Genomic DNA, 21,325 nt, shown 5'->3' on the forward strand with positions numbered 1-21,325 from the left:
TATTGACCAGGACAAATTAATGGCTAACTCAAAACAACAACGCCGCATCCGTTTAGGCCTTTTCGTGCAGCCGGTAGGACAACACGTCAGCGGCTGGCGTCTGACGGAAAAGCTCGGCGATCCAACTGACATCGACTGGCTGATCACCATCGCCAAAAAAGCCGAAGCCGGTAAATTCGATCTGTTCTTCGTAGGCGATGCGCTGGCCACCAGCATGTATCGTCTGCCCTCGACCATGGCGCGCCTTGAGCCGCTGACCATGCTGTCGGCGCTGGCGGTGAATACCAAACGCATCGGTCTGGCGGCAACGGCGTCTACCACCTTTAGCGATCCGTTCACCATGGCGCGCAGCTTCTCTTCGCTGGATCACATCAGCCGTGGTCGCGCGGCATGGAACGTGGTGACCTCGTTCTCTACCGATGTAGCGCGTAACTTTAGCCGCAACGATATGCCAAACCATGCCGAGCGTTATGCGCGTGCGCGCGAATTTCTCGAAGTGGCTGACAAGCTGTGGGCCGGTTGGGAAGAGGGCGCGGTGCAGCCGAACAAAGAGACCGGTGCGTACTTTGTTGATGAAAAAATCCAGCCGATTAACCATGAAGGCGAGCACTTCCAGGTGCAGGGTCCGCTGAATATCACCCGTTCGCCGCAGGGTCGTCCAGTGATCATTGAAGCCGGTTCCTCCGCCGATGGTCAGAAACTGGCGGCGGAAACCGCGGAAGTGATCTTCACCGCGGCTGCCAGCCTCGAAGAAGCACAAACCTTCTACCGTTCGCAGAAAGATCAGGTCATTGCCGCTGGTCGTAATCCGGATCATGTGGTGATTATGCCGGGCGTGATGCCGATTGTGGGCCGCACGCGTGAAGAGGCCAAAGCACTGTGGAAAGAGCTCAACACGCTGGTGGACATCGAAAACGGTCTGCGTCAGCTGTCGCTGCGTTTCAGCATGGATCTCAGCCAGTTCCCGCTGGATGGTCCGGTGCCAGAAGTGCCTCTGGGCGAGGGCAACCAGAGCCGCGTTAAACTGATGACCGATATGGCGAAACGCGAAAATCTGACGCTGCGCGAGCTGGCGGCGGTGGCTGCTGGTTCACGCGGACATCGCGTGATTGTCGGTACCGCCGAAGATATCGCTGACGATTTCGAGCTGTGGATGAACGAGGGCGGCGCGGATGGTTTCAATATCATGCCGGCGATCATGTCCGAGCAGCTGGATCTGTTTGTTGAGCTGGTGATCCCTGAACTGCGCCGTCGCGGCCTGTTCCGTGACGATTACGAGTTCGCCACGCTGCGTGAAAACCTCGGCTTGCCGGTGGCTTAACTCATTCAGGAGCTCAACATGGTCACCTTATCAAAGCGTGTGCAGTCCGTGTCGCTCTCTGCTAATGCTGCGGCGCGTCAACTGACGCGCCAGCTGAAAGAGCAGGGCGTGGATATTCTCGATCTCACCACCGGTGAGCCCGATTTTGACACGCCCGCGCATATTCGTAAGGCGGCGGTGGCGGCAATGGAAGCCGGTGAAACGCGCTACACGCCAACCAACGGCACCACGCTGCTGCGTAAAGCGGTGCTGGCTAAGCTGAAAAATGAAAATCAGCTCGATTATGAGCTGGCGCAAATTTGCATCGCCAACGGTGCCAAGCAGATTATCTTCAACGCCTTTGCCGCCACGCTGAATGAAGGCGATGAGGTGATTGTGCCAGTGCCGTACTGGCCGACGTTTCCGGATAGCGTGCGTTTCAACGGCGGCGAAGCGGTGCTGCTGGCGTGTCCGCTGGAGCAGGAATACAAGTTGCAGCCGCAGCAGCTGGCGCAGGCGATCAGCGCTAAAACCCGCTGGCTGGTGCTGAACAATCCCGGCAATCCTTCCGGCATGGTGTACAGCGCTGATGAGCTGACCGCGCTGGCGACGGTGCTGCGCGACCATCCTAATGTGCTGATCATGCTGGATGAACTTTACGAGCATATTTTGTTTGATGGCCGGGAACACGTCAGCCTGCTGCACGTCGCACCGGATTTAGCCGAGCGCATTCTGCTGGTCGGCGGCGTGTCGAAAACCTACGCCATGACCGGCTGGCGCATCGGTTTCGGTGCCGGGCCTAAAGCCCTAATCGACGCGATGGTGGTGGTGCAGTCGCAAAACAGCTCCGGTGCCAGCGCGATCAGTCAGGCCGCAGCGGTGGCGGCGTATAACGGTGGACTCGACTTCCTGCCGCCGCAACGCGCAGCTTATCAGGATCGCCGCGATGCGATTATGGTGCTGTTAAAGCCGGTGCAGGAAATTGACGTGCTCAATCCTGATGGCGCGTTCTTTATTTTCTGCCGCTGCGCCAGTTTATTAGGCAAAACGCGTCCCGATGGTCAGAAAATCGAAAGCGAGCAGGATGTGATGAATTATCTGCTGGAGAGCGGAGTCTCTGGCGTGGCGGGCAGCGCATACGGTTTATCGCCTTATTTCCGCTTGTCGATTGCCACCGATATTGAAACGGTGCGTGAAGCAGGCCGCCGAATTGCGCAGGCCTGCGCGGTTCTAAAATAAGCTTGCTATTAAAAGACGTCAGATATTTCCTGGGAATTATCTGACGTCTTATCGCCATATCTTCTTCAACGAATTAACAACTTTCCAACACGCCTTTCATCCCGCATAATGCCTTTTTTCATTATTTCCGGTTATTATTTCATGTCTAAATTATCTTTGAATCTGAATACCGCTTTGATCAGCGGTCTGGCTATTTTCGCGCCGCTGCACGCCATGGCGAATACAGAAACTTCCCAAGCGCCGATCATTATTCAGGGCGCGATGCCGGTTGAAGCGGAGCATTTTGCCGCCAAACTGGAAAACGCGAAAGAGCGCCAGATTGGTGAATGGCGTTTCTGGCAGGGCACGGTTGACGGCTATCCGGTGATTGTTTCTGAAACACTGAAAGGCATGTCGAATGTGGCGGCTGCCACCTCGATTGCGGCGGTGGAATTCAAACCCAAAGCCATCATTAATCAGGGCACTGCGGGCGGTCACGACCCGGCATTACATGTCTATGACATCGTGGTGGGCAAATATTCGGTAAACCTCGGCGCGTTTAAAACCCCGCATAAGTTACAAGGTGCGGGCAGTAATTCCGTTGAGTGGAAACCGATGGACTTGCTGGCCTCGAAAGGCAGCGCCAGTGAAGACAAAAATGCTCACAGCATTCGCCAGTTTGCCGCCGATCCACTTCTGATGAAAGCGGCCGAGCAGGCGATGCCAGCTTACACCAAAGGCAAAGTGGTGGAAGGCGTGATCGGATCGGCGGATGTGTGGAATAGCGAGTTGGATCGCATTCGCTTCTTCCATGAGAACTTCAACACCTCTGTCGAGGAGATGGAAACCGCGTCGGCTGCACAGATTTCATCGCTGTTTAATATCCCGTTTATCGGTATTCGCGTGTTATCAAACAACATCACCAATGACGGTAAGTATGATGCGCAAACCGGTATCGCTTGCCAGGATTATGTTTACGACGTTTTAAAAGCGTATATCAAACAGATTAACGCGCAGAAGTAATAAGTAGAAAACGCAGCACCTGTGCTGCGTTTTTACTGTTCACGCGCTGTACAGCGTGTTGCCGATTAAATCAGGAAATCATCCATTGAACCGCCAGCTTCCAGTGCGGCTTTAATCGGTGACGGCGTGCGGCCCTGGCCGGTCCACAATTTTTCGTTACCCTGTTCGTCGATGAACTTATACTTGGCGGGGCGCGGAGCGCGTTTCGACTTAGGTTTGCTTTCCTGGGTGTTTAATTGCGCCAGGTCACTAATATCAATGCCGTCTTTCAACAACATCTCTTTATACAGCGCCAGCTTTTCTTCTTTTTCGCGCTGGGCTGCAGTTTCTGCTTCCGCTTCTTCACGGCGCTCTGCGACGACCACGGCGAATTTTTCCAGCATCTCTTCTAATGCTGCGATTTCAATATTACGCGCTTCGGCACGCAGCGTACGAAGATTGTTCAATGCTTTGAGTGCATCGCTCATGAATAAATCCTTATTACTAATTTGAAAGTTTGAAGCCGCGTATTCTACGAGATTTTTTGCCAAATTAAAATAATCAGACGTGGGCAGAATTGTCTGTAAAATATTCGCTTGATCAGACCTTTCTTTATATTTCGTGACGCTTTCTTAAGCTGTTTAGGTTATTCACGTAACGCGGGAGAGTAATGAGAATAATAGTGGGTGATTTATTCTGCGTTTTAATGCGGCATGTATGAAGGTCGCCATAAATGGCGACTCTACAGGTTTTCGTAGGGTGCGCAATAATGCGCACCTGAAAATCGTCTGCGTGTTGGAATCTGTTCAATTTCACATAGTTGCCAAAAATCCCTTCATAAACCTTCCTGAAAATAACGCTTATCAACTATTACTCGTTGAAGAATAGGGTTTTTCATCAAGTGTAAAAGTGTCAGTAAACCAGTAACAATTTCTTGCATTGAAAACCTTAATGCGTATATTTCTCATTTGCTTTCTTAACGGCTTCCTTACTGTCGTTCCTCTTTCAGACGTCAGCAGCGGTGCCGCAAAAAAATAACGAAAAGTTGATTGAGGAATTGTATGTCTTTCAGTGATTTGCGCGTCAGGAAACCCGGCAATTCGCCTCAGCGTGCGTTGCGTCTCTCTTTACTGGCTATGATGGTTGCGTCGGGTATCGCGCAGGCAGCAGAGACCACCAACACCGAACAGACGCTGAACGTGGATGCCAGCGCTAGCGCGGATCAGCAAGAGCAGGCGGCACAGGATTACAGCGTACCGGTGACGCGTGCCGGTACCAAAATGGCGCTCACCGCGCGCGATATTCCGCAATCAGTTTCGATCGTCAGCAAGCAGCGTATGGAAGACCAGCAGCTGCAATCGTTGAACGATGTGCTGAAGAACACCACCGGCATCCACGGCGTCTCTTCCGATATGGATCGCACCAACTACTATTCGCGCGGTTTCCTGATCGACAACTATATGGTCGACGGTATTCCCACCGCCTTCGCCTCACGCTGGAACCTTGGCGATGCGCAGAGCGACATGGCGCTGTATGAGCGCGTCGAAGTGGTGCGCGGTGCCACCGGCTTGCTGACTGGCCCGGGCAATCCCTCCGCCTCCATCAACATGGTGCGCAAGCACGCCGATAGCAAAGAGTTCACCGGCGATGTTTCCGCCAGCTACGGCAGCTGGAACAAGCAGCGTTACGTTGCCGATCTCTCTGCACCGCTGTCGCCTGAAGGGAACGTGCGTGGTCGCCTGGTCGCGGGCTATGAAGACAAAAACAGCTTTATCGAACGCTACGGCGCAGACAAAAAGTTCGTCTACGGCGTGGTTGACGCTGATCTGACCGATTCCACCAAATTGTCGGTTGGTTACGAATTCACGCAGGTCAACACCGACTCGCCAATGTGGAGCGGTTCCCCGCGCTGGTATACCGACGGTTCTCAGATCAAAGCGCGTCGTGGTTACAACACCGCGCCAGACTGGGCTTACAACAACAAAGAAAACAAAAAGGTCTTTGTTAACCTGCAGCAAAACTTCGATAACGGCTGGAACATCACGCTTAACGGCACTCACAACGAAATGTTCCTCGACAGCAAACAGCTGTATATCGATGGCTTCTTTGATAAAACCACCGGCGCGGGCTCTTCCTCTTACGCCGGCTATCCGGTTATCGGCGGCACCGGCTATAACACCGGCAAACGTAAAGTGGATGCGGTGGATGCCTTCGCCAGCGGCCCATACGAATTGTTGGGACGTCAGCATGAGCTGATGATTGGCGTTAACTACAGTCGTCAGGACAACAAGTACTACAGCTCGTGGGAGAACATCTCATCAGCAGAGCTGGGTAACTTCAATAACTACAACGGCGATTTCCCGGAATCTAACTGGGATCCGCGCGAACCGGCATCGGATACACAGCTGGTGCGTCAGAAATCTGCTTATCTGGCAACCCGCATCTCGCTGGCCGATCCGCTGCATGTGATTCTCGGCGCGCGCTACACCAACTGGAATCGTCAGACGCTGAGCGAAGAGATGGAGAAGAACAACATCACGCCGTACGGTGGTGTGATTTGGGACTTCTATGACAACTGGTCGGCGTATGCCAGCTACACCTCGGTATTCCAGCCGCAGGATTATCAGGATGCCTCGGGCGGATTCCTGGCGCCGGTGATTGGCAAGAACTACGAAGCGGGCGTGAAATCAGACTGGTTTAACAGCCGCCTGACTACTTCTATCTCCGTATTCCGCACTGAACTGGATAACGTTGGCGAAGCGACCGGGCAAACCAACCCGGAAACGGGCAATGCCATTTATGTGGGTAAAAGTGGCGTAGTGAGCCGTGGCGTAGAGTTTGAAGTCAACGGTGCGGTGACCGATAACTGGCAGATGACCTTCGGCGGTACCAGCTATGTGGCGGAAGATCGCGAAGGCGAGAACTACAATTCTCAGCTGCCACGCACCTCATTCAACCTCTTCACCAGCTATCGCTTGCCAATGCTGGATCAGTTGACCCTGGGTGGTGGCGTGACCTGGCAGTCGAAAACCTACGGCGACATTGGCGGTCCAGATGGCGAAGGCACCTGGCGCGCACGTCAGGGCAGCTACTCGGTGGTCGATTTGTTCGCACGCTACGACGTCACCAAAAACGTCTCGCTGCAGGCGAACATCAACAACCTGTTCGACAAAGAGTACGACACCAACGTCAGCAACGGCGGTATCGTGTACGGCGATCCACGTAATTTCTCTGTCTCGGCGACGTATCGTTTTTAATCAAAATTTAGGGTGCGTGTCATGCGCACCCAATAATAACCCCGTCAAATCACCTTAAGCTGGCCTTTTATGGCAGCCCGCATTTCTTCTGATTACCCTCCAGACCAATAAATTCCAGCGTCATGATGTACTCCTCTCAGCAGAAAGGGCGGATTTGCCCACTGAAGTGAAAATGGCGTCGTCCTGCGGCGTATGAATCCGGCCGCACAGCACGTTACGCAGGTGACGTTGTAACGGGTGCTGGCGCATCAGCGCGTGATTGCCGATGCTTTCCACCATCAGCTGCACACTGCGAATGGCGTTTTCGGTCACCACCTGTTTGATTTGCGCGGCATGTCCGCTGGCGACGTGGCCGTGCGCAGCGCTGCTCAGCAGGGTTTGATTAGTAAACAGCAGTGTATCGATGCGGCCAACCAGCTCCTGAAAGCGCGGCAATGATGCCAGCGGTGCGCCAAGATTGGCCGGCACGCGCTGCTGCAAAAAGCCGATAAACCAGTCGCGCGCGCTGTGCGCAATAGCGTCGTAAAGCGAACCGAGCAGCACCGCCATCCAAACTGATTCCTCTTCGTTAAGGCCAGGTCGCGGCGTGCTCCAGGGCGCGACGTTGACCGCGTGATCGAGCGGGATCAGCACTTCGTCCAGCACTACGCGATGGCTACAGGTGCCGCGCATGCCGAGGTGATCCCACTCATCAATAATGTGGATGCCGGGCGCGTTGGCCGGCACCAGATAGCCGCCGACCAGCGGATCGGCATCGTCGCTGCTGGCCCACACCAGAAACCAGCTCAGCCCATAGCTGCCGGTGGAGTAAATCTTCTCACCGCTGATACGCCAGCCTTCAGCGGTGCGGCGTGCGCGGGTGGCGGGCAATCCGCCGCGCGCGGGCGTGCCTAATTCGGGTTCGACACGTAATGCGTTAATCAGCGCACCGTCGCGAATCACGCTCTCCGCCACCCTGCGGCGCACCGCGTCTGGCCAGTTTGAACTGTCGTCGAGGCGACGCGTGTTGAGATACTGCATGATGAGGATCAGCGCCGCAGAAGGTTCGCCGCGCGCCACGGCCTGGATAATCGCCTGGCTTGCCAGCAGATCGCCGCCGCTGCCGCCCGACGCCTTCGGCAATACAAAGTGCAGCAAGCCATGCTGCTGCAACACGCTAAAAGCGGTTTTGGGAAATTCGCCGCTGCGATCAACCTCTTCAGCGTCTTTTTCTAAGGCCTGAATAATCACCGGCAATATTTCAGCCAGAAAGGGCGGGTTATTTGCCATGCGTTATTAATCCCCTTATTAAATCAGGCTTAATTGTTTCCTGTTCTGCCACCGCTGTAAAAGCAATAAACCGGCTATATACATGCGGAATCGGCATAATTCTGCCGCCGGTGGAAGTGTTAATTTGCAATGGCTGTTTCTGCGCGAGCCATTAATTAGGGTCAACACCTTCACCTGCATTTATTTTTGGGAGTCATTTAATGCCAAATAATTATTTAGTTTCCCGTCGGCATTTTCTGGGATATTCCGCCGCAGCGGCGATGGCGGCAACGTTACCGGGCCGCGTGTTTGCCGACGATCATATGGCGGGCATGCAGATGCCCGGCGATTTACTGCAAGATGGCCCCGGAAAATGGGCGCTGGCGAAGCCAACGCATGTGCGTCTGGCGGTCAATCTCAACGCCATCTGTCTTGCGCCGGTAGTGGTGGCCGATCAGCATAACTTCTTTAAAGCGCACAACCTGGAAGTGGAGTTCGTTAACTTCGGCAACTCCACCGAACTGCTGCTGGAATCCATCGCCACCGGCAAAGCCGAAGCCGCCATTGGCATGGCGCTTCGCTGGCTGAAAGCGCTGGAGCAGGGCTTTGATGTGAAACTCACCGCCGGCACGCACGGCGGCTGTATGCGCCTGCTGGCGCGCGATGGCGGGCCGACCACGCTGGAGCAGCTGAAAGGCAAAACCATTGGCGTCACCGACATGGCGGGCGCGGATAAAAACTTCTTCTCGCTGATGCTGAAAAAGCACGGCGTCGATCCCAATACCGATGTCGACTGGCGCGTGTTCCCGCAGGATTTGCTGCCGATGGTGCTGGAGAAGGGCGAGATTCAGGCCGCCAGCGGTTCCGATCCGGTGATGTGGCGCTTAACCCAGAAGCCGGGCTACCGCGAGATTGGCACCAACTTAATGGACGAGTACGCCAGACTGAGTTGCTGTGTGGTGGGCACGCGCGGCAGTTTGATTCGCGAACAGCCGGAAGTGGCGGCGGCGATCACCCACGCGATTTTGCAGGCGCATGCTTATGCGGCCAAACACCCGGAAGCGATTGGCAGCGAGTTTAACGGCCAGGCGCTCAACACCACGCCGCAGGAGATCGCCAGCGTGTTGAAAACCCATACGCACGGGCACTATTCGGTGGGGAACGTGTTTGTGAATGAAATTGACGTGTATGCGCGCGATCTGAAGGCGATCAACGTGTTACGACCGGAAACCGATCCGCTGTTGTTTGCCAAGGGGATTACCAGCAACGTGCTGGTTTAAATTGAAATCGCGCCGCTACGAATACATGCAGGACTCTGTAGCGGCTCGATTTATCGCGCATTATTTTCAGGCGATTTTCCTGGAGGTCTGCACGGCGCTCGCCAGCTTCAGCGATTCGGCTGGTACCTGATGCGCGAACAGCTGGGTGGTTAAATAACTGCTGCCGCCATCGGCCAGCAACACCACAATGCGCTTGCCACGGTTCTCCAGTCGCGCTGCAACCTGTTGGGCCGCCCACAACACGGCACCGGACGAATCCCCCACCAGCACGCCTTCGCTCAGCGCCAGCTGCCGTGCTGCCGTATACGCCTGCCAGGTTTCCACCGCGATCACCTCATCGTAAACGCGGTGATCGAGATTGGCAGGAATGCGCTCTGGCGTCTGGTTGCTAAACGCGTGCACGCCGGTGATCTCCAGTGGATCCGGGCGCAGTTCGCTCGGCTGTGAACCCACGCCTGGCTCCACGGCGATCACCTGTAATCCCGGATGCTGCTGTTTGAGATAGCGTCCGGTGCCGGAGAGCGTGCCGCCGGTGCCGACGGCGGCGATAAAGATATCCAGCTCGCCGCCGCTGTCGCGCCAGATTTCCGGCCCGGTGGTGCGCTCATGCACCGCCGGATTGGCCGGATTATCCAGCTGCAGCAGGAAGTGCACTTCCGGTTCCGCTGCGGTGACCTGCTCGGCCAGCCATTTGGTGGCGGCGACGAAATCGCCGTTGCTGGCATCGTAAAACGCTTTGAAGCCTTCAATGGTGCTGAACGGCACCACTTCGGCACCGTACGCCTGAATAATCTGGCTGCGTTCGATGCTAACGAAATCATTGATATAGACGCGGAACTTGTAGCCTTTCGCCGCCGCAATCGCCGCTAACCCAATGCCGGTGTTGCCGCTGGTGGTTTCAACCAGCGTATCGCCGGGCTGAATAATGCCGTTGCGTTCGGCGGCTTCAATCATGCTGAGGGCGATGCGATCTTTCACGCTGTGATTGGGATTAAACAGTTCGAGTTTGGCGACCAAATCCGCCTGAATATCGTGTTGCTGTGCGTAGCGAGACAGGCGCAGCAGCGGCGTATTACCAATCAGTTCAGTGATAGAAGCAGAGATTTTTGCAGCCATAATCGACCTCATGTGTGGGGGCGGTCGCCATGAATGGCGATCCTACGAATTACCATTTCACCGCGCTGCGCTGCCATGACAGCAGGCGATCGCGCACCAGGAACAGCAGGGAGATCAGCGAAGAGAACAGCAGCGCCATTACAATCAGCGCGGCGTACATATTGGCGTAAGCCGCCCAGCCTTGCGCCCACTGCAGATACCAGCCGAGCCCGGACTTCACGCCCATCATCTCCGCCGCCACCAGCACCGAGAACGACGCGCCCAAACCCATAAACAGGCCGACAAACAAGTGCGGCAGCGCAGCCGGCACCGCCACGCGCAACACGAGGAACAGCGAATTGGCACCGAGCGTGCGCGCCACATCGTAATAACGCGTATCAACGCTGGAAACGCCCGACCAGGTTAGCACCGTCACCGGGAACCAAGTCGCCAGCGCAATCAGAAATACCGCCGCCGAGAAGCTTGACGGGAAGAAGTAGAGCGACAGCGGCAGCAGCGCGGTAGAAGGCACCGGGCCAAGGAAGCGCAGAATCGGATGCACCCAATAACCCAAGCCGCGCGACCAGCCAATCGCCACGCCGGTAATAAAGCCAACCACGCTGCCGTAGATAAAGCCGAAGGCCAGCAGACGCAGCGAATTGAGCACGCTATCCAGCAGGCGCGGCCAGTCGGTGGCATAGGCTTCGACCAGCGCACGCGGCGGGGCGAAAAACGGCGCGGGCAGCAGCGCCAGTTTGCCAGTGACGGTTTCCCACAAGCCGATCAGCAGCGCCAGCACAATCAGCCACGGACCGCTGCGTTTGAGTGGCGCGAGTAGTGTCAGCCGTGGGAACAGGCCCGAGGCAATCGCCAGCCCGGTGAGAAGCAGCGCGATGGCGGCAAACAGCTCATGCGTTTCATTGACAAAGCGCGGGGCGGCAAAACCCTGCGGCTTATCCGGCACCGCCACCATCAGCGCGACCAGCGCCCACCACAGCAGGAGCGCACCCCAAACCGCCGGTTGAAGGCGGCGCGGCACATCACGGTTGCGGGCAATCGTCAGGGTTTCACTGGCCATTCTCGTCTCCTTAACTCGACATGTTGCTCATGTGCGCCATGTTACTGGCGTGCTGATGGGCGGATTCCGCCGGCAACAGCTCCGGCACATAGTGTTCGGCGAAGCGCTGCGCATCGGTATCCGGGCGGATCACGTTGATTTTTTTCAGCTCATCGATATAAACCGCCACCTCTTTGCGCAGCTGCGTGCCGGTGGAGTGATGACTATGAGTGTGCTCTTTCAGCATCGCGGCGATATCCTCCACCGCGACGGAGCCGGGCACAAACGGCTGGAAGATTTTCGCCGTCTCGTCCGGATGTTCGGCGGTCCACTGCTGCGCATCGACAATCGCCTGAGTGATAGCACGCGCGGTGGCGGGATCGTCACGTACCAGCGAGCCGCGCAGGCCCAGCACGCAGCAGGTGAGGTTGGCGTATTCGCCTTTTAGATTGTTATCAACTTCCACCAGGTTGTGCTGCTTCTTCAGCAGCCAGCCCTGTGGATCGTCGGTAGCCAGCGCCTGCACTTCGCCTTTGCGCAGCGCTTCGCCAAACAGGTCGGGCGGATATTGCAGCCAGTTGACCTGCTTATCGGGATCGATGCCCTGTTTCGCCAGCTGAATGGCGAAGAAGTTGCGAATCGGGCTGGCTTGATCGCTCACCGCCACCGATTTGCCCACCAAATCTTTCACATCGCGGATGCCGCTATTTTGCGGCGCGAGTAAACGCATGCAGCCGCCGTGCGTGCCGACGGTGAGATCCACATCAAAACCCTGCTCCAGCGGCTTCAGCCAGCGCAGCGCCATGCCGATGCCGCCATCGGCCTGGCCGGTGGCAATCGCCTGTAACAGCGCATCGGTGGGGCCGCTGAAGTTCACCGGCTCAACATTCAAGCCGTACTTTTTAAAGAAGCCTTGCTTCAGCGCCACCGAAATCGGTGACTGACACACTGCGGTTTGCCCCCAGGCCAGCTTGATGGTTTTGAGGGATTTATCGTCGGCAAACACGTTGCTGCTCAGCAACGGATTCACCGCCATGCCGGCACTAAAGAGACCCAGCCCGCGTAATAACGCGCGGCGGCTCAGAGAGAATTGTTGCAATGCCATCCTGTCTTCCTTGTAGATAAAGTTCACAGGCACTATGGCAAAGGCAATTAGCGCGACCAAATAACAATCCCGCATGACATCATGCAGTTTTTCATTATGAATATTTGCGGATAGGTTTGCCGAAATGGCTATTTCGATATGGGAAATGCGAGGCTTATGCTTTATTTCTTAGCAAATCAAGCAGGAGCGAAAATATGGCTACCACTTCGGCGGGCGTTAATATTGCGATTGAGAAGGTGAATCATCACTTCACCTTAGAAGGCGAAGATTTACCGGTGCTGGAGAATATTAATTTGCAGGTAGAGGCCGGTGAATTTGTCGCGCTGCTGGGGCCGTCCGGCTGTGGCAAATCGACGCTGCTGCGTTTGCTGGCCGGCCTCGAACCGCCCGCCAGCGGGTTACTGGCGGAGGAGGGCAAAGCGATAACCGCGCCCGATCCGTCGCGCGTGGTGGTGTTTCAGGATCCCACGCTTTATCCGTGGCGCACCGTCTATGACAATGTCGGTCTCGGTTTGCAGATTCGTGGGGAGAGCCGGCCGGTGCGCGAACAGCGCATTAACGCGATGCTGGATCGCGTCGGCCTCAGGCAGTTTGCTCGCGCGTGGCCACATCAGCTTTCGGGCGGTATGGCGCAGCGTGCAGCGCTGGCTCGCGCGCTGGTTAACGTGCCGCGTTTGCTGATCCTCGATGAACCGCTCGGCAAGCTCGATTCCCTGACGCGGTTGCGGATGCAGCAGGAGATTGTCGATCTGTGGCAGGAGCAGCAGTTCACCACGCTGATGGTGACGCACGACGTAGAAGAAGCGCTGGTGATGGCAAATCGCGTGGTGGTATTCAGCCCAAGACCGGCGAAAGTGGTGGATGTGATTGAGGTGAATCTGCCGTGGCCGCGCCGTCGCGATGATCCGCAGTTGGTGGCGCTGCGCAGCAGGATATTGGATTTGTTGGGGGCGGATCGGGTAGCTGCGTGATGTGGGTCGCCATTCATGGCGACCTTCTGGCATTTACCCCTGCACGATCCGGCAACCGGCCAAAATATCATCCGCAGGTTGATACTCGCTGGTCTGAATCCCCGTCAATCCCAGCAGGGTGGAGAACAGATTATCCTGCGAATAACCCTGATGCGCCGCTTGTTTATCGACACAGCGTTTACTCACGCCATAACGCTGCTGGTAATCTGGTGACAGCCAAATCAGCATCGGCACATGTTTCTGCACATCCGGTGCAATCGCATACGGCATACCGTGCAAATAAGCGCCATTCTCCCCCAACGACTCACCGTGATCCGATAAATACACCAGGCTGGTGGTGTATTGATCCTGATGCGCCTTCAATACATTGATCGCCTTATCGACAATGTAATCGATATACAGAATGGTGTTGTCGTAGGTATTCACCAGCTGCTGTTGCGAACAATCCTGAATTTGATTGGTATTGCAGGTCGGCGTGAATTTTTTAAACTGCGGCGGATAACGGTTGTAATAGGTTGGGCCGTGACTGCCAATGGTATGCAGTACGATCAGGCCGTTGCCTTTAAGGTTTTTAATATAGTCCTCGATACCTTGAAATAATACCTCGTCATAACACTCCCCATCGTGACACATATTCGGCAGATTCAGGCTGGTCATATCCTGATGGGGTACGCGGTCGCAGGCACCTTTACAGCCGCCGTCATTATCATTCCATAAAACCTGCACGCCGGCGCGCTGGATAATATCGAGCATGCCTTCCTGATGTTCAGCGAGCCGATCGTCATAATGCGCGCGCGGCATATTCGAGAACATGCATGGCAAAGAGACCGCAGTAGCGGTACCGCAGGATTGCGTATTGGGGAAATAAGAGACGTCATCTTTCGCCAGCAACGGCGTGGTTTCGCGGCCATAACCATTAAGCTGGAAATTCACCGCGCGCGTGGTTTCACCCACCACCAAAATCGTCAGATTGCGCTTTGCACCCGCCAGCATCTGCGGTTTTTGTTTGGCATCTAAGCCAATTTTCACCAGCGGTAAATTGGCGGTGCGGCTGTGGTTATACCAGGAAAGTGTCGCCACAATCGAATTCGACGGGCTGAGCGATTTAATCAGTTCTTTTTGATTACGAAACAGTGAGGCGTAATCCTTATAAAAAAACGTCGCCACTAAGGCGATACAGATTACCGACACCGCAATCGACACGGCGCGTTTGGCGATGTTTTTCCACAGCGGTTCGTTGTGTTTAACCCGAATCCAGAACACCAAAAGGGCAGCAAGCAGGCCGCTGCCACCCAACGTAATAATTAACTTCGGCGACAATAAAGCAAAGGATTCAGACGGCGTAGTATCCAGAATATTCACGATCATCGATCGATCAATAACAATGCCGAAGGTCCAGATGAAATATTGCGCAGCAGCCGCCACCAATACGAACAGCGCAAGAATAAGCCGGTCGAGCCAGACAAAAGAGGCGATCGTAGCAATAATGTTGATCACGCTAAAAGCCACCAGCGGCATCGAGACGAAGACGAATATCGTGCGCAGCGTATCGAGCGGCATCGCTGCAATTACCTGTCGATAAAAGGCAATATTCAGGAACACCGCAATATAAATGGAAAATAGCGAAATAAGGGTCAGCCGACTTAGCGTCGGTCTTTTGCGCAGCGAAAACGTCATTGGTCCATCCGTAATAGTGAAGATGGCGCCAGCTTAAGCAATGAAGGTTAAGTGAACCTTAGTTTAGAACCAGACGATGATAAAACTCACTACGGTAAACACACTTACCGCAATAGCCAGATATTCACTGAATGGTCGGGATGGCATCGATTGCATTAAAAATCTCCTGTTTTGTTGAGGACATTTTCATTGCTGAAGATTAAGTGAACCTTAGCGCGAGAGGAATTCATCACAGCTCGCGGTTTATTTGTGCAGCAACCTTTTTTACCTTTCACGATTCAATTCTGCGGCCTTATACTTTCGCCGGTATTTTTCAGGAAACCACATTATGACCTCCGATTTTCCCTTGCTGGATGTGCAGGGCGTAACCTTTTCGCTGCAGGGGCGCACGCTGCTGGCGCCCGTTTCGTTGCAACTCAATGCCGGTGAAAGGCTGTTGCTGACCGGTCCTTCGGGCAGCGGTAAAAGCACTTTGCTGAAGATTCTCGCCTCGCTTCTTGAGCCGAGCGGCGGGCAGATTCTGTTTGAGAACCAGAATATCGCCAACTTGAAAACCGAACATTATCGGCAGCAGGTTTCCTATTGTTTCCAGACGCCGCAACTGTTCGGCGACACGGTGTACGACAACCTGGCGCTGCCGTGGCACATCCGCCAGCATAAGCCGTCGCGCGACAAGCTGGTCGCGTCACTTGCCGATGTGCATTTGCCTGCTGACATGCTCGATAAAAAAATTGAGCAGCTGTCAGGCGGCGAAAAGCAACGCGTAGGCTTGCTGCGCAACCTGCAATTCCTGCCGCAGGTGCTGCTGCTGGATGAAGTCACCAGCGCATTGGATGAAGAGAATAAAGTGATTATCAACGCATTGATTGATTCGCTGGTGCGCGAGAAGCATCTCGCCGTAATCGGCATCAGCCACGATGGGCAAGAGATTCGCGAGGCAAAACAGGTGCTGAAACTTGAGGCACCAGAGCAGGGAAGCGCCGATGAGCCAGCATAATATTACTGACAGCTCGCTCTTACTCTCGCTGCTGCTGGTGGTGATTGCGCTGCTGATCAGCCAGAAAGAGAAGCTCTGTATGAGCAAAGACATTATCTGGAGCGTGTGCCGCGCCATTATTCAGTTAGTGATTGTTGGCTATGTGCTCAAGTCGATCTTTGACTTGAATAATGACTGGCTCACCGTGCTGATGGTGCTATTTATCTGCGTCAATGCGGCGCTCAATGCGCGCAAGCGCAGCCTCAATGTCAGCAATGGTTTCGTTATCTCGTTTGTGGCGATTACCACCGGCACCACGCTGACGTTGACCATTCTGCTGCTTAGCGGTGCTATCGAGTTTATCCCAATGCAGGTGATCCCGATCTCCGGGATGATCGCCGGCAACGCGATGGTGGCGGTGGGACTCTGTTTCAGCAATCTCAACCAACGCTTTAGCGATAACCGGCAAAAAATTCAGGAGATGCTGAGCCTGGGCGCACCGGTGAAAGTGGCGTCGGCGCGCTTTATTCGCGACAGTATTCGCGCGGCGATGATTCCCACCGTTGATGGCGCCAAAACCGTGGGTCTGGTGAGCTTGCCGGGCATGATGTCAGGGCTGATTTTTGCCGGTATCGATCCGGTCAAAGCGATTAAATACCAGATTATGGTGACCTTTATGCTGATTGGCACGGCGAGTTTATCGACTATCATCGCCGCCTATTTGGCCTATCGTCGTCTGTATACCGCGCGAGCGCAGCTGAAGTTCTGACCTAAATTGCCGTGGCGAATAGCAAGTCGCGCAACCAGCGATGTCCGGCATCGCGGTGCGTTCTTTCGTGCCACGCCACGGTTTTAGTGAAGCCCTGAATCTCCAGCGGCGGAGCGAAGACTTTCAATCCTGCGTGGTGCAGCGCCAGACGACGCGGCACCACGCTGATCAAATCGCTAACGCGCAAAATCTCCGGCAGCACCAGAAAACTGCATACCGAAAGCGTGACGCGGCGCGAGCGTCCCATCGCATTGAGTGCGGCATCGGTGACGCCGTGAAAATTCCCGCCGAGATAAGACACCAGCGCGTGATCCTGCGCACAGAAGTCGTCTAACGAGAGGGTTTCACGATTGGCCAGCGGATGATCGTCGCGCATCAGGCAAACATACTCTTCAGCGTACAACGCGCGGGCATGCAGTTCGGGCGGCGCGGTATCGGGCGTGATTAAGGCGATATCCACCGATCCACGTTCGAACTGCAGCGCCAACTGCTCATTGTTTACCGGCAAAACCGCAACGCGAATCCCCGGCGCCTGCTGACGCAACGCCGCCATAAACGGCACGATCACCGCCCGCAGCGCGTAATCGGTGGCGGCAATGTTGATGGTCATCTCGGCAGTAGCCGGATCAAATTGCTTCGGCTGCAGCAGCGCACTTACTTCCGTCAGAATGCTTTTTACCGGCAGCGCCAGTTCCAGCGCGCGCAGGGTCGGCACAATGCCGCGTTGCGTGCGGGTGAACAGCGGATCGTCAAAGCATTCACGTAACCGCGTCAACATGCCGCTAACCGCGGGCTGTGTCAGCGATAAACGCTCCGCTGCGCGCGTCACGCTGCGCTCATCAAGTAGCGCATCGAGCGCTTTGAGTAAGTTGAGATCTAAGGTGCGGAGATCGGTTTTCATGGTTTTCATCTTCAGCGGGGATGCAGTAAGCATAACGTGATGCAGATATCACAGTAAGTGATATCACAAATAAAAAATGGCGATTGGCCTTATGTCTCTGCCCACCGGATACTGCGTCTGTCCAATACCAACCCACTTTTAACCCTGAGATTGACCCGATGAAAATGAACGCGATTAACTGGCCCGAAGGCTTTGTGCCGGGTTTTACTGATAATTATTGCTCGAATGAAGTGATCGTCGCTGGCCTGACAACCGCCGATATCTGGCCACTGCTCAACACGCCAGCATTGTGGCCGAGTTACTACCAGAACTCCGCCAACGCGCGCTTTTATGACAACAAAGGCCCCGAACTTGAGCAGGGCGTGCGTTTCTACTTTGAAACCTTTGGCTTCCCGGTTGAAGCGCAGGTCACTGAATATGTGGCGCCTGTCGCGGGCGAACCGGCGCGCGTTTCATGGCACGGCTGGGCGGGCGAGCCGGGCAGCGACGATCGTCTGGACGTGCTGCATGCGTGGCTGATTGAAGATCTTTCCGATAATCGCGTGCGCATCCTGACTCAGGAAACGCAAAACGGCAAACCAGCCGTCGAGCTGGCAAAAGCGCAGCCAAACCCGATGATTAACGGCCATCAGGATTGGCTGAATGGCCTGATTGCTGCCGCCAAATCGTAGGGTCGCCATTTATGGCGACCGCCTCACATGTTACTGCCGCACGCACAGGGTGCGAAGCGCTGCCTGAGTGATTTAATGCACAATGCCGAAGCGATACATCGACGCGGAACAGGCCGCGCGTCTGGCGGATAAACTGCAGTCGATCAATTACCTGCGCAGCTGCTGGCGATGCAACATCGCAACTTCAGCGGCAAGCAGATCATTTTGCTTTAATCAGATTCAGAGGTGGTTATGTCAGGCCTATTTACGCCCTTTACCTTAAAAGATGTCACGCTGCGTAACCGCATCGCCGTGCCACCGATGTGCCAATACAGCGCCGTGGATGGCATGAGTAATGAGTGGCATCGCGTGCATTACAACAGCCTGGCGCGCGGCGGCGCAGGATTGGTGATTGTCGAAGCCACCGCAGTATCGCCGGAAGGGCGCATCACACCTGCTTGCCTTGGCATCTGGAACGACGAGCAGGCCGAAAAGCTGGCGCAGATTGCGCGTGAAATCAAAGCGTCAGGCGCGGTGCCGGGCATTCAGATTGGTCATGCGGGACGCAAAGCCAGCGCCAATAAGCCGTGGGAAGGCGACGACCATATCGCGGCCGATGACGCTGCCGGTTGGGAAACCATTGCGCCATCAGCGGTGGCGTTTGGTCAAAACCTGCCGCGCGTGCCACAAGCCATGACGCATGCGGATATTCAGCGCGTGCGTGACGACTTTGTGCGTGCCGCCCAACGCGCGCGTGACGCCGGTTTCGAATGGCTGGAGCTGCACTTCGCGCACGGCTATCTGGCGCAGAGCTTCTTCTCGGTGCACGCCAATCAGCGCACGGATGAATACGGCGGCGATTTGACTGGTCGCAGCCGCTTCCTGCATGAAACCTTCGATGCGGTGCGCGCGGTATGGCCAGAAAATCTGCCGCTGACGGCGCGTTTTGGCGTGCTGGAGTTTGATGGCCGCGATGAAGAGACGCTGCAGGAATCCATCACGCTGACCAAACAGTGGCGTGAAAAGGGTCTTGATTTGCTGAGCGTCAGCGTGGGCTTCTCCACGCCGGATGCCAATATTCCGTGGGGTCCCGCGTTCCTGGCGTCCATCGCCGAGCGCGTGCGCCGTGGAGCCAATATCCCTGTGGCTTCGGCGTGGGGAATCGATGCACCGACAATTGCCAATCAAACCATCGAAAAAGGTCAGCTGGATCTGGTGATGGTGGGGCGTGCGCACCTGAAAAACCCAAATTGGGCATATCAGGCCGCGTTGGCGCTGGATAAGAACGAACCATCCTGGGTGCTGCCCGCGCCTTACGCGCACTGGCTGGAGCGTTATCGGGTGAGTGAGGCTTAAGTTAAGTCTATGTATGAAGGTGCGCATGAATGCGCACCCTACAAGGGTTTCGTAGGGTCGCCATTCATGGCGACCGATCCTCAGGAATCAGCTTATTTGTACGTCACTTCAATAAACTTAAGATTATTAACCGATTTCACGCGCACGGTCCCCAGTTGATAAGGCAGCGCTTGTTGTGACTGATTGAGTGTAATAGTACGCACTTTATCAACACCTTCGCGCGTGCAGGTAACGGACGTTCCTTGCAGCTGAGTAGCCGTGGTGCAGGACGGTTCAACAATCGCACCGCTGAAGCTAATCGTGCCATCAGCGGCCATCGCTGTTTGCAGCATCATCAAGCCGGACAATAAAACCAAGACTTTACACATACGCAATCCTCCAGAATGTCTAAAAGGATTTTCGTCCTCTTATGCTTAAACTTTAGAGGATGAGAGGCGGCTTGCGAAAAATCCTGGTTTTTAGGATGCAGGCAGGGTTATGAAGATGGCTGAACGATCTGCATTTGTTGTTTGTTCATCCTGCCACCGTGAACTTTTAAGGCAGACAGCTCCGTATTCATTTCGCTTAATTCTGTTGGCGTAAATCGAATGTTTAATGCGCCCAGATTTTCATGCAGGTGATTACTGTTTCTGGTGCCTGGAATCGGCACAATCCAGGGTTTCTGTGCCAGTAACCATGCCAGGGCAATCTGAGAGGGCGTGGCATTTTTTTCTGCACCCATTTTTCTTAGCAGATGCAAAAACGGCTGATTGGCTGCCAGATTTTCAGGTGAGAAGCGGTCAAAGCCAGCCCGCAGATCTTTGTCTGCATCAAAATGGGATTGCGCGTTCAGTGTCCCGGTTAAATAACCCATTCCAACGGGCCCCCAGGGAACAAATCCAATACCCAACGCTTCACAGGTTTGCAGAACGCTGTTGTGCTCCGGATCGCGGTTCATTGCCGAGTACTCCGTCTGGACGGCCGTTACGGCCTGCACAGCATGGGCGCGGCGAATGGTTTCAGGGCTGGCTTCGGAAAGGCCAAAATGCAGGATTTTTCCTTCACTAATCAGATCTTTGATGGTGCCAGCGACGTCTTCTATTGGCACATTGGGATCAACCCGATGCTGATAATAGAGATCAATACGATCGGTTTTCAGTCGGCGAAGCGATTCTTCAACAACCTGACGAATATGCTGAGGCTGACTGTTTAGTCCACCGTTTTTGATATCGAAGCCAAATTTACTGGCAATGATGACCTGATCACGAATTGGCGCTAAGGCTTCTCCAACCAACTCTTCATTGGTGTAGGGACCATACACTTCCGCCGTATCGAAGAACGTAACGCCCTTATCATGTGCTTCCCGAAGCGTACGGATACCCTGATGACGGTCGGCCGCCGGACCGTAGTTGGCACTGATGCTCATACAGCCTGCGCCCAGTGCTGAGACGGTAAGATTACCAAGTTTGCGCGTTGACATAATC

19 protein-coding genes are annotated in these 21,325 nt (G+C 55.0%); 10 read left to right on the top strand and 9 right to left on the bottom strand.

What is annotated here, in order from left to right:
- Positions 1 to 19 precede the first annotated feature (19 nt).
- The 3 genes from K5Y30_RS17815 (at position 20) to K5Y30_RS17825 (ending at position 3,541) form a co-directional block, all read left to right on the top strand.
- Positions 20 to 1,321, top strand: coding sequence for an LLM class flavin-dependent oxidoreductase (locus K5Y30_RS17815; RefSeq protein WP_222212546.1), 1,302 nt, complete (start codon positions 20 to 22; stop codon positions 1,319 to 1,321).
- A gap of 18 nt (positions 1,322 to 1,339) precedes the next feature.
- On the top strand, positions 1,340 to 2,539 hold the full coding sequence (locus tag K5Y30_RS17820) for an aminotransferase class I/II-fold pyridoxal phosphate-dependent enzyme (RefSeq protein WP_222212548.1): 1,200 nt from the start codon (positions 1,340 to 1,342) through the stop codon (positions 2,537 to 2,539).
- A 141-nt stretch (positions 2,540 to 2,680) separates the two neighbouring features.
- Positions 2,681 to 3,541 (top strand): 5'-methylthioadenosine/S-adenosylhomocysteine nucleosidase, encoded by an 861-nt coding sequence (locus K5Y30_RS17825; protein ID WP_222212550.1) that lies wholly within the window; start codon positions 2,681 to 2,683, stop codon positions 3,539 to 3,541.
- 65 nt (positions 3,542 to 3,606) lie between these two features.
- Here K5Y30_RS17825 and K5Y30_RS17830 read toward each other — a convergent pair whose 3' ends face one another.
- Positions 3,607 to 4,008 carry an H-NS family nucleoid-associated regulatory protein gene (locus K5Y30_RS17830; RefSeq protein ID WP_176972169.1) on the bottom strand — a complete coding sequence of 134 codons (402 nt, stop codon included), beginning with the start codon at positions 4,006 to 4,008 and terminating at the stop codon, positions 3,607 to 3,609.
- Positions 4,009 to 4,581: 573 nt separating this feature from the next.
- Here K5Y30_RS17830 and fhuE point away from each other — a divergent pair.
- Positions 4,582 to 6,777: a ferric-rhodotorulic acid/ferric-coprogen receptor FhuE gene (gene fhuE, locus K5Y30_RS17835; protein ID WP_222212552.1), complete on the top strand. Its 2,196-nt coding sequence runs from the start codon at positions 4,582 to 4,584 to the stop codon at positions 6,775 to 6,777.
- 120 nt (positions 6,778 to 6,897) lie between these two features.
- Here fhuE and K5Y30_RS17840 read toward each other — a convergent pair whose 3' ends face one another.
- A complete protein-coding gene (locus K5Y30_RS17840) occupies positions 6,898 to 8,046 on the bottom strand; it encodes an acyl-CoA dehydrogenase family protein (RefSeq protein WP_222212555.1) in 1,149 nt (382 codons plus the stop codon).
- Positions 8,047 to 8,246: 200 nt separating this feature from the next.
- Between K5Y30_RS17840 and K5Y30_RS17845 the strand changes: the two genes are divergently transcribed.
- The gene (locus tag K5Y30_RS17845; RefSeq protein ID WP_222212557.1) at positions 8,247 to 9,305 is read left to right on the top strand and encodes an ABC transporter substrate-binding protein; all 1,059 of its coding nucleotides are present in this window, start codon (positions 8,247 to 8,249) and stop codon (positions 9,303 to 9,305) included.
- 66 nt (positions 9,306 to 9,371) lie between these two features.
- On the opposite strand, the gene K5Y30_RS17850 is transcribed toward K5Y30_RS17845, so the two are convergent.
- From K5Y30_RS17850 to K5Y30_RS17860, 3 genes are read right to left on the bottom strand one after another with little or no spacing between them, the layout of a single operon-like run.
- On the bottom strand, positions 9,372 to 10,421 hold the full coding sequence (locus K5Y30_RS17850) for a PLP-dependent cysteine synthase family protein (RefSeq protein ID WP_222212559.1): 1,050 nt from the start codon (positions 10,419 to 10,421) through the stop codon (positions 9,372 to 9,374).
- Positions 10,422 to 10,470: 49 nt separating this feature from the next.
- Positions 10,471 to 11,478: an ABC transporter permease gene (locus K5Y30_RS17855; protein WP_137386995.1), complete on the bottom strand. Its 1,008-nt coding sequence runs from the start codon at positions 11,476 to 11,478 to the stop codon at positions 10,471 to 10,473.
- 10 nt (positions 11,479 to 11,488) lie between these two features.
- On the bottom strand, positions 11,489 to 12,562 hold the full coding sequence (locus K5Y30_RS17860) for an ABC transporter substrate-binding protein (protein ID WP_222212561.1): 1,074 nt from the start codon (positions 12,560 to 12,562) through the stop codon (positions 11,489 to 11,491).
- Between the two features lie 194 nt (positions 12,563 to 12,756).
- Here K5Y30_RS17860 and K5Y30_RS17865 point away from each other — a divergent pair, with 194 nt between their 5' ends.
- Positions 12,757 to 13,533 carry an ABC transporter ATP-binding protein gene (locus K5Y30_RS17865; RefSeq protein WP_217548041.1) on the top strand — a complete coding sequence of 259 codons (777 nt, stop codon included), beginning with the start codon at positions 12,757 to 12,759 and terminating at the stop codon, positions 13,531 to 13,533.
- A 33-nt stretch (positions 13,534 to 13,566) separates the two neighbouring features.
- Here the strand turns inward: K5Y30_RS17865 and eptA are convergent, their stop codons facing one another.
- Entirely contained in the window at positions 13,567 to 15,210 is a 1,644-nt protein-coding gene (gene eptA, locus K5Y30_RS17870) for a phosphoethanolamine transferase EptA (RefSeq protein ID WP_222212563.1), read from the bottom strand.
- Between the two features lie 328 nt (positions 15,211 to 15,538).
- Here eptA and fetA point away from each other — a divergent pair, with 328 nt between their 5' ends.
- Both fetA and fetB read left to right on the top strand, forming a co-directional pair.
- Entirely contained in the window at positions 15,539 to 16,207 is a 669-nt protein-coding gene (fetA, locus tag K5Y30_RS17875; RefSeq protein WP_222183088.1) for an iron ABC transporter ATP-binding protein FetA, read from the top strand.
- Positions 16,194 to 16,955, top strand: coding sequence for an iron export ABC transporter permease subunit FetB (gene fetB / locus K5Y30_RS17880; RefSeq protein ID WP_222212565.1), 762 nt, complete (start codon positions 16,194 to 16,196; stop codon positions 16,953 to 16,955). The genes fetA and fetB overlap by 14 nt, the downstream gene beginning before the upstream one ends.
- Before the next feature lies 1 nt (position 16,956).
- On the opposite strand, the gene K5Y30_RS17885 is transcribed toward fetB, so the two are convergent.
- Complete coding sequence (locus K5Y30_RS17885; protein ID WP_222212566.1) at positions 16,957 to 17,856, bottom strand: LysR family transcriptional regulator; 900 nt, start codon at positions 17,854 to 17,856, stop codon at positions 16,957 to 16,959.
- 164 nt (positions 17,857 to 18,020) lie between these two features.
- Here K5Y30_RS17885 and K5Y30_RS17890 point away from each other — a divergent pair, with 164 nt between their 5' ends.
- Together K5Y30_RS17890 and K5Y30_RS17895 are read left to right on the top strand one after the other, a co-directional pair.
- Complete coding sequence (locus K5Y30_RS17890; protein ID WP_222212743.1) at positions 18,021 to 18,527, top strand: SRPBCC domain-containing protein; 507 nt, start codon at positions 18,021 to 18,023, stop codon at positions 18,525 to 18,527.
- 231 nt (positions 18,528 to 18,758) lie between these two features.
- Positions 18,759 to 19,862, top strand: a complete 1,104-nt coding sequence (locus tag K5Y30_RS17895) for an NADH:flavin oxidoreductase/NADH oxidase (RefSeq protein WP_222212567.1) — start codon at positions 18,759 to 18,761, stop codon at positions 19,860 to 19,862.
- Positions 19,863 to 19,954: 92 nt separating this feature from the next.
- Here the strand turns inward: K5Y30_RS17895 and K5Y30_RS17900 are convergent, their stop codons facing one another.
- Positions 19,955 to 20,230 (bottom strand): hypothetical protein, encoded by a 276-nt coding sequence (locus K5Y30_RS17900; RefSeq protein ID WP_222183096.1) that lies wholly within the window; start codon positions 20,228 to 20,230, stop codon positions 19,955 to 19,957.
- A 107-nt stretch (positions 20,231 to 20,337) separates the two neighbouring features.
- Positions 20,338 to 21,321, bottom strand: coding sequence for an aldo/keto reductase (locus K5Y30_RS17905; protein ID WP_222184262.1), 984 nt, complete (start codon positions 21,319 to 21,321; stop codon positions 20,338 to 20,340).
- Positions 21,322 to 21,325: the final 4 nt, after the last annotated feature.

The sequence above is a fragment of the Pantoea sp. DY-5 genome (assembly GCF_019795955.1).
GTDB lineage: Bacteria > Pseudomonadota > Gammaproteobacteria > Enterobacterales > Enterobacteriaceae > Pantoea > Pantoea leporis.

Bases quoted from the DNA above. Each gene is read 5' to 3' on its own strand.
- K5Y30_RS17865 (WP_217548041.1), top strand. From the start codon at position 12,757: ATGGCTACCACTTCGGCGGGCGTTAATATTGCGATTGAGAAGGTGAAT.
- fetA (WP_222183088.1), top strand. From the start codon at position 15,539: ATGACCTCCGATTTTCCCTTGCTGGATGTGCAGGGCGTAACCTTTTCG.
- eptA (WP_222212563.1), bottom strand. From the start codon at position 15,210: ATGACGTTTTCGCTGCGCAAAAGACCGACGCTAAGTCGGCTGACCCTT.
- K5Y30_RS17890 (WP_222212743.1), top strand. From the start codon at position 18,021: ATGAACGCGATTAACTGGCCCGAAGGCTTTGTGCCGGGTTTTACTGAT.
- fetB (WP_222212565.1), top strand. From the start codon at position 16,194: ATGAGCCAGCATAATATTACTGACAGCTCGCTCTTACTCTCGCTGCTG.
- K5Y30_RS17860 (WP_222212561.1), bottom strand. From the start codon at position 12,562: ATGGCATTGCAACAATTCTCTCTGAGCCGCCGCGCGTTATTACGCGGG.
- K5Y30_RS17825 (WP_222212550.1), top strand. From the start codon at position 2,681: ATGTCTAAATTATCTTTGAATCTGAATACCGCTTTGATCAGCGGTCTG.
- K5Y30_RS17845 (WP_222212557.1), top strand. From the start codon at position 8,247: ATGCCAAATAATTATTTAGTTTCCCGTCGGCATTTTCTGGGATATTCC.
- K5Y30_RS17905 (WP_222184262.1), bottom strand. From the start codon at position 21,321: ATGTCAACGCGCAAACTTGGTAATCTTACCGTCTCAGCACTGGGCGCA.
- K5Y30_RS17895 (WP_222212567.1), top strand. From the start codon at position 18,759: ATGTCAGGCCTATTTACGCCCTTTACCTTAAAAGATGTCACGCTGCGT.
- fhuE (WP_222212552.1), top strand. From the start codon at position 4,582: ATGTCTTTCAGTGATTTGCGCGTCAGGAAACCCGGCAATTCGCCTCAG.
- K5Y30_RS17855 (WP_137386995.1), bottom strand. From the start codon at position 11,478: ATGGCCAGTGAAACCCTGACGATTGCCCGCAACCGTGATGTGCCGCGC.
- K5Y30_RS17815 (WP_222212546.1), top strand. From the start codon at position 20: ATGGCTAACTCAAAACAACAACGCCGCATCCGTTTAGGCCTTTTCGTG.
- K5Y30_RS17840 (WP_222212555.1), bottom strand. From the start codon at position 8,046: ATGGCAAATAACCCGCCCTTTCTGGCTGAAATATTGCCGGTGATTATT.
- K5Y30_RS17900 (WP_222183096.1), bottom strand. From the start codon at position 20,230: ATGTGTAAAGTCTTGGTTTTATTGTCCGGCTTGATGATGCTGCAAACA.
- K5Y30_RS17830 (WP_176972169.1), bottom strand. From the start codon at position 4,008: ATGAGCGATGCACTCAAAGCATTGAACAATCTTCGTACGCTGCGTGCC.
- K5Y30_RS17820 (WP_222212548.1), top strand. From the start codon at position 1,340: ATGGTCACCTTATCAAAGCGTGTGCAGTCCGTGTCGCTCTCTGCTAAT.
- K5Y30_RS17850 (WP_222212559.1), bottom strand. From the start codon at position 10,421: ATGGCTGCAAAAATCTCTGCTTCTATCACTGAACTGATTGGTAATACG.
- K5Y30_RS17885 (WP_222212566.1), bottom strand. From the start codon at position 17,856: ATGAAAACCGATCTCCGCACCTTAGATCTCAACTTACTCAAAGCGCTC.